This is a genomic window from Streptomyces sp. P9-2 (assembly GCF_051903975.1).
Taxonomy (GTDB): Bacteria; Actinomycetota; Actinomycetes; order Streptomycetales; family Streptomycetaceae; genus Streptomyces; species Streptomyces cellulosae.
The window spans coordinates 804,159-817,708 of sequence record NZ_CP192633.1 but is presented as its reverse complement, the minus strand read 5'-3'; the positions used below and the strand labels follow the sequence as shown (position 1 = coordinate 817,708).

Below are 13,550 nucleotides of genomic sequence, written 5' to 3'. Positions count from 1 at the left end.
GCGGGGAACTGCGCGGTCGACCCACACGGACCGTACGCCGCACGGCGGGCCACCACGCGCCCTTGGAAAGGGTGTTGAGCGCCCTGGAAGAACCCCAAGAAGTCGGGCGTGTCGCGTCCCACTCCATTTGTTTTGACCGGAGTCCATGAGCTAGGTACGCTCAGACCTTGTGCCTGGGGTGTGCCCTGGCCTTCGTGCGTGCCATCACACCGCACCGGGGGCTGTGAAACGGCCACCGCAATTCAGCGCTTCCTTCTGCCTTGCGGTGGGAGTCCGCCGGATTCGACACACCCGACCGCGTGGGTCGGAGATGTTCCAGGTTAGCTGTACCCATCGGCACACAGAAACCGGAGAAGTAGTGCCTACGATCCAGCAGCTGGTCCGAAAGGGCCGGCAGGACAAGGTCGAGAAGAACAAGACGCCCGCACTCGAGGGTTCCCCTCAGCGCCGTGGCGTCTGCACGCGTGTGTTCACGACCACCCCGAAGAAGCCGAACTCGGCCCTGCGTAAGGTCGCGCGTGTGCGTCTGACCAGCGGGATCGAGGTCACCGCCTACATTCCGGGTGAGGGACACAACCTGCAGGAGCACTCGATCGTGCTCGTGCGCGGCGGCCGTGTGAAGGACCTGCCGGGTGTTCGCTACAAGATCATCCGCGGTTCCCTCGACACCCAGGGTGTCAAGAACCGCAAGCAGGCTCGCAGCCGTTACGGCGCCAAGAAGGAGAAGTAAGAATGCCTCGTAAGGGCCCCGCCCCGAAGCGCCCGGTCATCATCGACCCGGTTTACGGCTCCCCCCTGGTGACCTCCCTGATCAACAAGGTGCTGCTGAACGGCAAGCGCTCCACCGCCGAGCGCATCGTCTACGGCGCCATGGAGGGCCTGCGCGAGAAGACCGGCAACGACCCGGTCATCACGCTGAAGCGCGCTCTCGAGAACATCAAGCCGACCCTCGAGGTCAAGTCCCGCCGTGTCGGTGGTGCCACCTACCAGGTCCCGGTCGAGGTCAAGCCCGGCCGTGCCAACACGCTGGCGCTGCGCTGGCTGGTCGGTTACTCCCGCGCCCGTCGCGAGAAGACCATGACCGAGCGTCTGCTCAACGAGCTCCTCGACGCCAGCAACGGCCTCGGTGCCGCTGTGAAGAAGCGTGAGGACACGCACAAGATGGCCGAGTCCAACAAGGCCTTCGCGCACTACCGCTGGTAGTCGCAGACCCCATCGAGACCGAGAGAAGACTGAAGCCTTATGGCTACCACTTCGCTTGACCTGGCCAGGGTCCGCAACATCGGGATCATGGCCCACATCGACGCGGGCAAGACGACGACCACCGAGCGGATCCTGTTCTACACCGGCGTTTCCTACAAGATCGGTGAGGTCCACGACGGCGCTGCCACCATGGACTGGATGGAGCAGGAGCAGGAGCGTGGCATCACGATCACCTCTGCTGCCACCACCTGCCACTGGCCGCTGGAAGACGTCGACCACACCATCAACATCATCGACACCCCGGGCCACGTCGACTTCACCGTCGAGGTGGAGCGTTCCCTGCGCGTGCTCGACGGTGCCGTGACGGTGTTCGACGGCGTCGCCGGCGTCGAGCCCCAGTCCGAGACCGTGTGGCGTCAGGCGGACCGCTACGGCGTTCCGCGCATCTGCTTCGTCAACAAGCTCGACCGCACCGGTGCCGAGTTCCACCGCTGCGTCGACATGATCTCCGACCGTCTGGGTGCGCAGCCGCTGGTCATGCAGCTGCCCATCGGCGCGGAGGCCGACTTCAAGGGCGTCGTGGACCTGGTCCGCATGAAGGCGCTCGTGTGGTCCGCCGAGGCCGCCAAGGGCGAGATGTACGACACCGTCGACATCCCGGACACCCACACCGAGGCTGCCGAGGAGTGGCGCGGCAAGCTGCTCGAGGCCGTCGCGGAGAACGACGAAGAGCTGATGGAGCTGTACCTCGAGGGCACCGAGCCCACCGAGGAGCAGCTGTACGCGGCGATCCGTCGTATCACCATCGCCTCCGGCAAGGGTGAGGGCACCACCGTCACCCCCGTGTTCTGCGGCACCGCGTTCAAGAACAAGGGCGTTCAGCCCCTCCTCGACGCCGTCGTGCGCTACCTGCCCTCCCCCCTGGACGTCGAGGCCATCGAGGGCCACGACCCCAAGGACGCGGAGAAGGTCGTCGTCCGCAAGCCGTCGGACGAGGAGCCCCTCGCCGCGCTCGCGTTCAAGATCATGAGCGACCCGCACCTCGGCAAGCTCACCTTCGTCCGCGTGTACTCCGGCCGTCTGGAGTCCGGCACCCAGGTGCTGAACTCCGTGAAGGGCAAGAAGGAGCGCATCGGCAAGATCTACCGCATGCACGCGAACAAGCGTGAGGAGATCGAGTCGGTGGGCGCCGGCGACATCGTCGCCGTCATGGGCCTGAAGCAGACCACCACCGGTGAGACGCTGTCCGACGACAAGAGCCCGGTCATCCTGGAGTCCATGGACTTCCCGGCCCCGGTCATCCAGGTCGCCATCGAGCCCAAGTCGAAGGGGGACCAGGAGAAGCTCGGCGTCGCGATCCAGCGGCTCGCCGAGGAGGACCCGTCCTTCCAGGTCCACTCGGACGAGGAGACCGGCCAGACCATCATCGGTGGTATGGGCGAGCTGCACCTCGAGGTGCTGGTCGACCGTATGCGCCGTGAGTTCAAGGTCGAGGCCAACGTCGGCAAGCCTCAGGTCGCGTACCGTGAGACCATCCGCAAGTCGGTCGAGAAGGTCGAGTACACCCACAAGAAGCAGACGGGTGGTACCGGCCAGTTCGCTCGCGTGATCATCGCGATCGAGCCGATCGAGAGCGGCGACGCCTCGTACGAGTTCGTCAACAAGGTGACCGGTGGCCGTGTGCCGAAGGAGTACATCCCTTCGGTGGACGCCGGTGCGCAGGAGGCCATGCAGTTCGGCATCCTCGCCGGCTACGAGATGACCGGCGTCCGCGTGACGCTCCTCGACGGCGCGTACCACGAGGTCGACTCGTCCGAGCTCGCGTTCAAGATCGCCGGCTCGCAGGCCTTCAAGGAGGCCGCGCGCAAGGCGTCCCCCGTGCTCCTCGAGCCGATGATGGCCGTCGAGGTCACCACGCCCGAGGACTACATGGGTGACGTCATCGGCGACATCAACTCCCGCCGTGGCCAGATCCAGGCCATGGAGGAGCGGGCCGGTGCCCGCGTCGTGAAGGGTCTCGTGCCCCTCTCGGAGATGTTCGGCTACGTCGGCGACCTGCGCAGCAAGACGTCCGGCCGTGCCAGCTACTCCATGCAGTTCGACTCCTACGCCGAGGTTCCGCGGAACGTCGCCGAGGAGATCATCGCGAAGGCCAAGGGCGAGTAAGGGGCTCCGTTTAACGGACTCCGTAACAACGCTTTAGGCTTGACCCCGGAGCCTGCAAGTGGTCATTCCACCGTCACCCGGTGGAATGACCCGGGCCCGGGTTTCCCAGCAAAGATCACCTGGCGCCGATGAAGTAAGGCGTACAGAACCACTCCACAGGAGGACCCCAGTGGCGAAGGCGAAGTTCGAGCGGACTAAGCCGCACGTCAACATCGGCACCATCGGTCACATCGACCACGGTAAGACGACCCTCACGGCCGCCATTACCAAGGTGCTGCACGACGCGTACCCGGACCTGAACGAGGCCTCGGCCTTCGACCAGATCGACAAGGCTCCCGAAGAGCGCCAGCGCGGTATCACCATCTCCATCGCGCACGTCGAGTACCAGACGGAGACGCGTCACTACGCCCACGTCGACTGCCCCGGTCACGCGGACTACATCAAGAACATGATCACGGGTGCGGCGCAGATGGACGGCGCCATCCTCGTGGTCGCCGCCACGGACGGCCCGATGCCGCAGACCAAGGAGCACGTGCTCCTGGCCCGCCAGGTCGGCGTTCCCTACATCGTCGTCGCCCTGAACAAGGCCGACATGGTCGACGACGAGGAGATCCTGGAGCTCGTCGAGCTCGAGGTGCGTGAGCTCCTCTCCGAGTACGAGTTCCCGGGCGACGACGTTCCCGTCGTCAAGGTCTCCGCCCTGAAGGCCCTCGAGGGCGACAAGGAGTGGGGCAACTCCGTCCTCGAGCTCATGAACGCCGTCGACACCGCGATTCCGGAGCCGGAGCGCGACGTCGACAAGCCGTTCCTCATGCCGATCGAGGACGTCTTCACGATCACCGGTCGCGGTACGGTCGTCACCGGCCGTATCGAGCGTGGTGTCCTGAAGGTCAACGAGACCGTCGAGATCATCGGCATCAAGCCGGAGAAGACCACCACCACGGTCACCGGCATCGAGATGTTCCGCAAGCTGCTCGACGAGGGCCAGGCCGGTGAGAACGTCGGTCTGCTGCTCCGCGGCATCAAGCGCGAGGACGTCGAGCGCGGCCAGGTCATCATCAAGCCCGGTTCGGTCACGCCGCACACCGAGTTCGAGGCCCAGGCCTACATCCTGTCGAAGGACGAGGGTGGCCGTCACACCCCGTTCTTCAACAACTACCGCCCGCAGTTCTACTTCCGTACGACGGACGTGACCGGCGTCGTGACCCTCCCCGAGGGCACCGAGATGGTCATGCCGGGTGACAACACCGAGATGAAGGTGGAGCTCATCCAGCCCGTCGCCATGGAGGAGGGCCTGAAGTTCGCCATCCGTGAGGGTGGCCGGACCGTGGGCGCCGGCCAGGTCACCAAGATCGTCAAGTGACGTTCTGACCTGGTAGCTCCTGCTGCGAGCACCTGAAGGGGCCCGCACGACTTCGGTCGTGCGGGCCCTTTCGCTTGTCGCGGGAGCTCTGAGCGTCAACGCGAGGCCGGTCAGTTCGCGCGGTCGCGTGAACGCCGCCTCATATCCGCTCGGCGTATGCCAACGCGTCCGTAGCTTCGCCCCATGGTCAGCTCGTCCCATGGCCCTGCACCGGATCTTCCAGCAGGACCCGGGGCTCTTCGCCCGCGCGGCCGGACACCTCGGCGTCGCCTTCCCGCCACCCGTCTCCACCACCGCGCTCTCCGCGGACCTCACGGAAACGCAGCCCCGACGAGAACACCGCAACCGCCTTCATCGAACTGCCGTCGACGTCGCGGTGAGGGCCCTTCTGAACTACAGGCCGTCGGGATCACCGCAGTCGACAATGCGCTCCCGGTCCTCCTCGGAGACCTCGGCACCCCGGTGTCTCAGCAAGAGCAGCAGGTCCTTCGCCCGGCCCTCAGCCCGGCCCTCAGCCCGAAGCTCTGAGGTCTTCGCGTCGGACGGGGAGTCCGGGGCGGACCCCGGCTCCCAGGTCTCCAGGGCGGGTCTCTAGGCCGGGTTTCCTGGCGGCGGGAACCGGTGCCGCCGCCAGTCACCGTGTTGTTCGGCTGGTACGGGCCCGACACCACGGCTCCGTGAAGAGGCGGGGCTGTGTCTCGTCGGTCGTCAGTTCTGGCGGCGGAGGCCGTCGACCAGGACTGCGGCGAGGCGGCGGGCGTCGTAGTCCGGGTCGTTCTCCGCGCCGATGCAGAGGTTGCCCACGCCGCGCATGAGGGTGAGGGCGGGGACGTCCTCGCGGATCTCGCCGGCTGCCGTCGCGGCGTCGAGCAGTTGCGTGCAGACGGGGACGAGGCGGTCGAGGAAGTACGCGTGCAGGCCCTCGAAGCCCGACTGGTCGGAGCGGAGGACGGCGGCGAGGCCGTGCTTGGTGACCAGGAAGTCGACGAACAGGTCGATCCACTGCCGCAGGGCGTCGTGCGGGGTCGGGGCGGACTCCAGGAGGGCCGGGCCGGCCTCGGCGCAGGCCTCCACCTGGTGCCGGTAGACGGCGATGATCAGGTCCGCGCGGGTGGGGAAGTGCCGGTAGAGGGTGCCCAGGCCGACGCCGGCCCGGGAGGCGATGTCGCGCACCGGGGCCTCCACGCCGGACGTCACGAAGACCGCGGCGGCCGCCTCCAGCAGCGTCTCCTTGTTACGCCGGGCGTCCTTGCGCCGTGACGCGGTGTCGCCCGTGTCGCCGTCCTTCTGGTTCACCGTGCCTTTTCCTCCGTCTTCCGCATGCCTCCGCATGGTCTCACGCACGCCCAAGGAGGCTCCCGCACGGCCGAGTTTTCCTCCACCGCTAGCAAAACGGAACGTTGTTCCGTATCGTTGAGGGCGTAGCGGAACACTGTTCCGCTTCTCTCTGCCCCTGAGGAGACCAAGGCATGCAGTACCGCACTCTCGGCCGCACCGGCGTCCAGGTCAGCACGCTCGCGCTGGGCGCGATGAACTTCGGCGCCATCGGGCGCACCACGCAGGAGGAGGCCACCGCCATCGTCGACGCGGCCCTGGAGGCCGGCGTCAACGTCATCGACACCGCGGACTGGTACGGCGAGGGCGAGTCGGAGGAGATCGTCGGCAAGGCCGTCGCCGGCCGCCGCGACGACATCGTGCTGGCCACCAAGGCGACCATGCCGATGGGCGAGCGCAACCGGCAGGGCGGCTCGCGCCGCTGGATCTGCACCGCCCTCGACGACAGTCTGCGCCGCCTCGGCGTCGACCACGTCGACCTCTACCAGATGCACCGGTGGGACCCGACGGCCAGCGACGAGGAGACCCTGTCGGCGCTCACCGACCTCCAGCGCGCGGGCAAGATCCGCTACTTCGGCTCCTCGACGTTCCCCGCGTACCGCATCGTGCAGGCGCAGTGGGCCGCCCGCGAGCACCGGCTGAGCCGCTACGTGACCGAGCAGCCCAGCTACTCGATGCTGCAGCGCGGGATCGAGGCCCATGTCCTGCCGGTGACGGAGGAGTACGGCATGGGCGTGCTGGTGTGGTCCCCGCTGGCCTCGGGGTGGCTGTCGGGCGCGGTGCGCAAGGGCCGGGACGTCACCACCCATCGCTCGGGGGTCCTGCCGGAGCGCTTCGACCCCTCGCTGCCGCACAACCAGGCCCGGTACGACGCGGTGGAGCGGCTGATCGAGGTGGCCGACGAGGCCGGGCTCACCCTGATCCAGCTGGCGCTCGGCTTCGTCAACGCGCACCCCGCGGTGACGGCCGCGCTGATCGGCCCGCGCACGGTGGAGCACCTCCGGTCGCAGCTCGCCGCCGCGGACACCGTGCTGTCGGCCGACGTCCTCGACGCGATCGACGAGATCGTCGCCCCGGGCACCGACCTGGCCCCCGGCGAGAAGTTCGACGCCCCGCCCGCGCTGCTCGACGCCTCGCTGCGCCGCCGCCGCTGACCATCGCCACCCGAGCTCCGGGCCGTGCGGCCACCCCATGCCGGTCCGGGGCCCGCCGACGGGGTGAGGGCGGCGCGAAAAGACCGTGCGTGCACGGGTATTGACGCGCCGCTCGGCAGGGCCGTACCGTCCGCCCATCCCTAATGTTTCGGCATTGCCTTCGAAACATTCGAGAACGACGACGGGAATGAGAGCCCCCGCATGAGACCCCTTCGTTTCGCCACCGTGGCCCTCGCCACCGCAGCACTGGCCCTGCCGCTCCTGGGCGGTTCGGCGTCCGCCGCCTCCTCGGCCGGGCCCAAGGCCCCGCAGCACTCCCACGCCTCGCCCGACCGGCTGCGGGCGGCCGCGCCCGAAGGTTTCGCGATCGGCACCGCCGTGGCAGGCGGCGGCCACCACCTGGAGCAGGACTACCCGGACCCCTTCACGTACGACAAGGAGTACCGGAAGGTCCTGGGGCGGGAGTTCAGCTCGGTCTCGCCCGAGAACCAGATGAAGTGGGACCACATCCACCCCGAGCGCGACCGCTACGACTTCGGGCAGGCGGACGCGATCGTGGAGTTCGCCCGCAAGAACCGCCAAGTGGTGCGCGGACACACGCTGTTGTGGCACAGCCAGAACCCGGCGTGGCTGGAGGACGGCGACTTCACCAAGGAGGAGCTGCGCGGCATCCTGCGCGAGCACATCACCACGGTGGTCGGCCGGTACAAGGGCAAGATCCAGCAGTGGGACGTGGCGAACGAGATCTTCGACGACCAGGGCAACCTGCGCACGCAGGACAACATCTGGATCCGTGAGCTCGGCCCGGGCATCGTCGCGGACGCGTTCCGCTGGGCGCACAAGGCGGACCCGAAGGCGAAGCTGTTCTTCAACGACTACAACGTCGAGAGCGTCAACGCGAAGAGCGACGCGTACTACGCGCTGGTGAAGGACCTGCGCGCTCAGCGGGTGCCGGTGCACGGCTTCTCCGTCCAGGGCCACCTGAGCACGCGCTACGGCTTCCCCGGCGACCTCGCCGACAACCTGCGCCGCTTCGACGCGCTGGGCCTGGAGACGGCGGTCACCGAGCTGGACGTCCGCATGGACGTGCCGGAGGGGTCCCGGCCGACCCCGGCCCAGGAGAAGCAGCAGGCGGAGTACTACCAGCGGATGCTGCAGGCGTGCCTGGAGGTCGACGGCTGCAACTCGTTCACCATCTGGGGCTTCACCGACAAGTACTCGTGGGTCCCGGTGTTCTTCCAGGGCGAGGGATTCGCGACGGTCATGACGGAGGACTTCGGCCGCAAGCCGGCGTACTACGCGCTGCGCGACACCCTGAAGGACGCCCGCGAGGACGACTGCGGGAAGGGCGGCCCGAAGGGGCCGAAGCACCGTAAGCACTGAACAGTCCGAAACCCCGCCCCGGCCCGGTCGCCCGTCACCGGTCCGGGGCGGCGGTGTTCCCTAGGCGCCCGAGGACTCGGTGCACACCTGTGTGCGGCAGTCGCGGCAGTGTGTTTCCGTTTCCGGGGCTCGGAAGGCGCGGTCGCAGGATTCGCAGGTGCGGAGTTTGTCGCGGACGGGGGGTGGGGTGGACCGGGTGCGGTACGGGGGTGGGGGTGGGAGCTGGGTGACGAGGCGGTGGGCGAGGAGGGCCGCGGGGCGGCGGAGCGCGTCGGCCGGGAGGTCGGAGGTGAGGGCGTGCCGTACGGCGGTGGGGGTGACCTCGCGTTCCAGCCAGGCGATGACGCCCGGGGCGAGGTGTGCGGTGTCCGTGGCGGAGAGCAGCAGGCGCGGGTCGTGGCGGCGGAGCGTGCTGAGCAGGTCGGTGGCCTGCTGGTGAAGGGCGGTGGCGGCGGCCTGGGTGGGCTGCGGGACCGCCGGGAGGGCCTTCCGGGGGCGCGGCTGGGGCCGGTGTGCGGAGGCGGGCCGGGGCTGCGGCGGCGCGGGGCAGTCGGTGTCGGCGGGCTGACGGCGGTGGCCGGGCTGGTTGCAGGAGATGGTGCGGGTGATGATCCGGCCGGTGGCGGTGCGGATCCGCTCGCGGCGGAGGTAGCCGTGCGCCTCCAACTCCCGCAGCGCGGCGGCGATACGGGTGGCGCCCTCCTTGAAGCGGGCGGTGAGCGACTTGATGTCGGTCGGGGTGCCGGTGGGGAGGGACTGGATGTGGCAGCCGAGGCCGATCGCCAGCAGGGAGAGTTCCTTGTGCTGGGTCAGGTGGTTGCCGATCACCGTGAAGCGGGCGGTGTGGTGGGTGTTCTCGTGGATGACACCGGCGGTGTGGTGACGCGGACGGGTGGGATTGCCGCCGGCGGCTGACTGGGCGCGCGAGGGCGCGCTAGTGTTTTGGGTATCCATCGGGAAGGTTGGTTTCCTAGGTGGTCAGGCCCTCGCACTGGGATGGCAGTCCCGGCGGGGGCCGAAGTCTTTTTCGGGTTGTGTTGCGCTGAGCGTAGAGGTGCTGAGGGCTCGAAAAACCAGCTGAGCAGTGAATGTTCACTCGCCCGAGTGATCACGCCCTGCGGGCGGGAGGGGTGGGGCTTGGTGGGGTGCTTTCCCCCAAGTTCTTGCATGGGGGACCGCTGGGGGCACCGGAGCATCACGTTTCGCGTGTCGGTCGGTTTCGACTGCGACAGGCAGTGCACCGTGATGCGGAGTTCGCCCTTCGGTTCCATCCCCGAAGATCGGTTGTCTGTCGTGATCGTCCACGACTTGTCCAGTGCTGTCCAAGCTGTCCGGCTCGTTGGCAGAGGGAGGCGCCGGAGTGTGGGGGCGCTGCGGACGACACGGAGGGGTGGTGCGGGATGGCGGTGGACGGTGAGGTCGTGCGGGCCGTGGGGGAGGCGGACGAACCCGGGTGGGAGGTCGATCCGGACGACGAGTGGGGTGTCGCCGTCATCACCACCGTGGGACGGCAGTTGAGGCTGCGGCGCGAGGCTGTGGGAATGCGGGTGTGCGACTTCGCCCGTGCCGTGGGCTATGGGGAGGACCTCGTCTACAAGGTCGAGGCGGGCAAGCGGATTCCCCGGCGGGAGTATCTGGAGCGGGCCGACGAGGTGTTGGGGGCGGGCGGACTGCTCGCGGCGGCTTGGGAGGACGTCAAGCGGGTGCGGTATCCGCGCCGCGTACGGGAGTTGGCCAAGCTGGAGGCGCAGGCCGTCGAGATCGGCGTGTACGAGAGCATCAGCGTCAACGGCCTGTTGCAGACCCCGGAACACGCGCGGGCGTTGTTCGAGGCGTGGCAGCCCGCCTACTCGGAGGAGGACCTGGAGCGGGTGCTGGCGGCTCGCATGGCACGGCAGTCCGTCTTCGACCGTTCACCCGCGCCCGCGCTCAGCTTTGTCCTGGAAGAGGCGGCCCTGCGCCGCCGGGTCGGCGACACAATGGTGTGCCGCCGACAACTCGAACGCCTGCTGGAGGTGGGCCGGTTGCGCAACGTCACCCTCCAGGTCATGCCGACGAGCAGCGGGGCCCACCCCGGGCTGAGCGGGCGGATCGAGATCCTGAAGTTCGCCGACGGCACGGCGATGGGCCGGTCCGACGGCGCGTACAACGGCCGCCCCACCTCCGACCCGAAACAGCTCCGCATCCTCGAACTGCGGTATGGGACCATCCGGGCCCAGGCGCTCCCGCCCGCGGAGACGCTCACCTTCATCGAGCACGTGCTGGGAGAGACATGATGCGCAAGGCCTCCGCCGGAGACATCTCCGAACCGAAGTGGTTCAAGAGCAGCTACAGCAGCGGCCCCGACGGCGATTCCTGCGTCGAGGTCGCCATAGCCCCCCGCACCGTCCAGGTACGCGACTCCAAGACCCCCGCCGGCCCCCGCCTCGCCCTCACGCCGGCCGCGTGGACCCGCTTCCTCACGTACGCCGCCGACCGCTGACGCGACCTGCATCACGTCCACACTCCGTACGCGACGTCCAGATAGCGGACATTCCGGGGGGCCCTCTTGGTATCCGAGAAACACAGGAGTAACACTGGAAGGGTCGGGCGACCTGTCGTATACGGAACTGGCGTACGAACGGTGCGGCCGACGTCCCGCGCGCGGCAACGGCGCCGAGCGCTCCCCTCCGGTTGCCCGTGCATGGCGTCACGGTGTCCATGTGCCCGCGACCGGGTGCCCGCCGTGCCCAGAAAGGGACCCCGTGACCCCCGTGTCCTCACGCCCCGACCCCAAGATGTCGCTCGACCAGATCCGCGCCGAGATCGAGCGCCGCAACCCGGCCGAGCCGGAGTTCCACCAGGCCGCGCGTGAGGTGCTGGAGACGCTCGCACCCGTACTGGCCGCCCGGCCGGAGTACGCCGACCCGGGTCTCGTGGAGCGGCTGATCGAGCCCGAGCGGCAGATTATCTTCCGGGTGCCGTGGACGGACGACAACGGCCGCGTCCACGTCAACCGTGGCTTCCGTATCGAGTTCAACAGCGCCCTCGGCCCGTACAAGGGCGGCCTGCGCTTCCACCCCTCGGTGAACCTCGGGATCATCAAGTTCCTCGGCTTCGAGCAGATCTTCAAGAACGCGCTCACCGGGCTCGGCATCGGCGGCGGCAAGGGCGGCAGCGACTTCGACCCGCAGGGCCGCAGCGACGCCGAGGTCATGCGCTTCTGCCAGTCGTTCATGACGGAGCTGTACCGGCACATCGGCGAGTACACGGACATCCCCGCCGGTGACATCGGCGTCGGCGCCCGCGAGATCGGCTACCTCTTCGGCCAGTACCGGCGCATCACCAACCGCTGGGAGGGCGGCGTCCTCACCGGCAAGGCGGCCGGCTGGGGCGGCTCGCTGATCCGCCCGGAGGCGACCGGCTACGGCAACGTGCTGTTCGCCGAGGCCATGCTGCGCGCCCGCGGCGAGGAGCTGGCGGGGCAGACGGCCGTCGTCTCCGGCTCCGGCAACGTCGCGATCTACACGATCCAGAAGCTCACCGCCCTCGGCGCCACCCCCGTGACCTGCTCCGACTCCGGCGGCTACGTCGTCGACGAGAAGGGCATCGACCTGGACCTGCTGCGCCAGATCAAGGAGGTCGAGCGGGGCCGGGTGAGCACGTACGCCGAGCGCCGCGGCGCCTCCGCGCGGTACGTGCCCGGCGGTCGCGTCTGGGAGGTCCCCGCGGACGTCGCCCTGCCGTCGGCCACGCAGAACGAGCTGAACGCCGACGACGCCGCCACGCTGATCCGTAACGGCGTGAAGGCGGTCTCCGAGGGCGCGAACATGCCCACCACCCCCGACGCCGTCGACCTGCTCCAGCAGGCCGGCGTCGCCTTCGGCCCCGGCAAGGCGGCCAACGCGGGCGGTGTCGCGGTCAGCGCGCTGGAGATGACGCAGAACGCGTCCCGCACGTCCTGGAAGGCCGACCACGTCGAGGCCGAGCTGGCCCGCATCATGACCGACATCCACACCACCTGCGCGGAGACCGCCGAGCGGTACGGGGTCCCGGGTGACTACGTCGCCGGCGCGAACATCGCCGGGTTCGAGCGGGTCGCGGACGCGATGCTGGCGCAGGGCATCATCTGATTCATCTGAGGCGTACGTCGTACGGGGCCGGGGGCATCGCGCCCTCGGCCCCCTCCGCGTTCAGGGCGTGGGGATGCCCGCCGGGCGGGCCGGGCGGCCGAAGCGGGCGGGGACGCCCGGCGAGTACAGCACGCTGACCGGCCCGGCCGTCGGCGCGGGCAGCCCCGCCGCCGCGACCAGGTCCTCCTCGCACTGCAGCAACTCCGCCCGGTACAGCGGCCAGCGCGGATGAGCGTTCGGCAGGTACATCGGCCGCCCGAAGAACACGCCGTGCATGCCCCAGCGGGCGGTGAGGAAGTGCTCCAGCTCCGTCGGCTCCTCGACCGCCTCGCCCCGCCGCACGGTGAGCCGCGTCCCCGCGCCGCGCGGGCCCGGCCAGCGGCGGGACGCGGTGTACGTGGCGGTGCGCTCGTCGTCGTGCCGTACGCGCATCCGGGACCAGACGTACGGCATCCCGAAGCCGAGGCGGCCGACCAGCACCGGGATCAGCCGGGAGGCGTCCAGGGACAGGAACACCACCCCGCGCCGGCCGTGCTCGTCCACGGAGTACAGGCGGACGTTGGTCTCCGGGAAGTTCCCCAGGTACGGCACACCCGGCAGCCGCAGCCAGCCCACCCGGTGCATCCGGAACGCGACGAGACCGACGTACGTCACGCCGTCGAGCGTGTCGGGCACGGCGCCCGGCGGCAGCAGCCCCGCCACGTCGGCCGGGTCCACCGCCCAGTGCACGAACGTCAGGTCCAGCCAGGACTGCGTGAGCAGCGGACGCGCGATCGCGTCCGGCGGGTCGGGCGTCACGGGCTGCGGGGTGGACGGCACGGTGCCAGTATCGCG

Annotated in this window: 12 protein-coding genes; 9 read left to right on the top strand and 3 right to left on the bottom strand. The window is 69.1% G+C overall.

Features of this window, described 5'->3' with window-relative positions:
- Positions 1–358 precede the first annotated feature (358 nt).
- The 4 genes from rpsL to tuf all read left to right on the top strand — a co-directional run bounded on the left by rpsL (position 359) and on the right by tuf (position 4,732).
- Positions 359–730: a 30S ribosomal protein S12 gene (gene rpsL / locus ACQY0Z_RS03805; protein WP_003948652.1), complete on the top strand. Its 372-nt coding sequence runs from the start codon at positions 359–361 to the stop codon at positions 728–730.
- Positions 731–732: 2 nt separating this feature from the next.
- Positions 733–1,203 carry a 30S ribosomal protein S7 gene (gene rpsG / locus ACQY0Z_RS03800; RefSeq protein WP_003998848.1) on the top strand — a complete coding sequence of 157 codons (471 nt, stop codon included), beginning with the start codon at positions 733–735 and terminating at the stop codon, positions 1,201–1,203.
- 39 nt (positions 1,204–1,242) lie between these two features.
- Positions 1,243–3,369, top strand: a complete 2,127-nt coding sequence (gene fusA / locus ACQY0Z_RS03795; RefSeq protein WP_254585861.1) for an elongation factor G — start codon at positions 1,243–1,245, stop codon at positions 3,367–3,369.
- A gap of 169 nt (positions 3,370–3,538) precedes the next feature.
- Positions 3,539–4,732, top strand: a complete 1,194-nt coding sequence (gene tuf / locus ACQY0Z_RS03790; protein ID WP_137209053.1) for an elongation factor Tu — start codon at positions 3,539–3,541, stop codon at positions 4,730–4,732.
- A gap of 708 nt (positions 4,733–5,440) precedes the next feature.
- Here the strand turns inward: tuf and ACQY0Z_RS03785 are convergent.
- A complete protein-coding gene (locus ACQY0Z_RS03785) occupies positions 5,441–6,028 on the bottom strand; it encodes a TetR/AcrR family transcriptional regulator (RefSeq protein WP_254585862.1) in 588 nt (195 codons plus the stop codon).
- A 173-nt stretch (positions 6,029–6,201) separates the two neighbouring features.
- Here ACQY0Z_RS03785 and ACQY0Z_RS03780 point away from each other — a divergent pair, with 173 nt between their 5' ends.
- Together ACQY0Z_RS03780 and ACQY0Z_RS03775 are read left to right on the top strand one after the other, a co-directional pair.
- Positions 6,202–7,221 (top strand): aldo/keto reductase, encoded by a 1,020-nt coding sequence (locus ACQY0Z_RS03780; protein ID WP_189898897.1) that lies wholly within the window; start codon positions 6,202–6,204, stop codon positions 7,219–7,221.
- Between the two features lie 201 nt (positions 7,222–7,422).
- On the top strand, positions 7,423–8,604 hold the full coding sequence (locus ACQY0Z_RS03775; RefSeq protein ID WP_189898895.1) for an endo-1,4-beta-xylanase: 1,182 nt from the start codon (positions 7,423–7,425) through the stop codon (positions 8,602–8,604).
- A 60-nt stretch (positions 8,605–8,664) separates the two neighbouring features.
- Here the strand turns inward: ACQY0Z_RS03775 and ACQY0Z_RS03770 are convergent, their stop codons facing one another.
- Positions 8,665–9,558, bottom strand: coding sequence for a helix-turn-helix domain-containing protein (locus ACQY0Z_RS03770; protein WP_439811829.1), 894 nt, complete (start codon positions 9,556–9,558; stop codon positions 8,665–8,667).
- A 446-nt stretch (positions 9,559–10,004) separates the two neighbouring features.
- On the opposite strand from ACQY0Z_RS03770, the gene ACQY0Z_RS03765 reads away from it, so the two are divergent.
- The 3 genes from ACQY0Z_RS03765 (at position 10,005) to gdhA (ending at position 12,716) form a co-directional block, all read left to right on the top strand.
- Entirely contained in the window at positions 10,005–10,880 is an 876-nt protein-coding gene (locus ACQY0Z_RS03765) for a helix-turn-helix domain-containing protein (protein ID WP_189898891.1), read from the top strand.
- A complete protein-coding gene (locus ACQY0Z_RS03760; RefSeq protein ID WP_381724697.1) occupies positions 10,877–11,086 on the top strand; it encodes a DUF397 domain-containing protein in 210 nt (69 codons plus the stop codon). Before ACQY0Z_RS03765 ends, ACQY0Z_RS03760 begins: the two co-directional genes overlap by 4 nt.
- A 295-nt stretch (positions 11,087–11,381) precedes the next feature.
- Positions 11,382–12,716 (top strand): NADP-specific glutamate dehydrogenase, encoded by a 1,335-nt coding sequence (gene gdhA, locus ACQY0Z_RS03755; RefSeq protein ID WP_439813345.1) that lies wholly within the window; start codon positions 11,382–11,384, stop codon positions 12,714–12,716.
- A 60-nt stretch (positions 12,717–12,776) separates the two neighbouring features.
- Here gdhA and ACQY0Z_RS03750 read toward each other — a convergent pair whose 3' ends face one another.
- A complete protein-coding gene (locus tag ACQY0Z_RS03750; RefSeq protein ID WP_439811828.1) occupies positions 12,777–13,535 on the bottom strand; it encodes a YqjF family protein in 759 nt (252 codons plus the stop codon).
- Positions 13,536–13,550 lie beyond the last annotated feature (15 nt).

Coding starts and splice junctions, on each gene's coding strand:
- ACQY0Z_RS03760 (WP_381724697.1), top strand. CDS start 10,877: ATGATGCGCAAGGCCTCCGCCGGAGACATCTCCGAACCGAAGTGGTTC.
- rpsG (WP_003998848.1), top strand. CDS start 733: ATGCCTCGTAAGGGCCCCGCCCCGAAGCGCCCGGTCATCATCGACCCG.
- ACQY0Z_RS03775 (WP_189898895.1), top strand. CDS start 7,423: ATGAGACCCCTTCGTTTCGCCACCGTGGCCCTCGCCACCGCAGCACTG.
- ACQY0Z_RS03780 (WP_189898897.1), top strand. CDS start 6,202: ATGCAGTACCGCACTCTCGGCCGCACCGGCGTCCAGGTCAGCACGCTC.
- gdhA (WP_439813345.1), top strand. CDS start 11,382: ATGTCGCTCGACCAGATCCGCGCCGAGATCGAGCGCCGCAACCCGGCC.
- fusA (WP_254585861.1), top strand. CDS start 1,243: ATGGCTACCACTTCGCTTGACCTGGCCAGGGTCCGCAACATCGGGATC.
- ACQY0Z_RS03765 (WP_189898891.1), top strand. CDS start 10,005: ATGGCGGTGGACGGTGAGGTCGTGCGGGCCGTGGGGGAGGCGGACGAA.
- ACQY0Z_RS03770 (WP_439811829.1), bottom strand. CDS start 9,558: ATGGATACCCAAAACACTAGCGCGCCCTCGCGCGCCCAGTCAGCCGCC.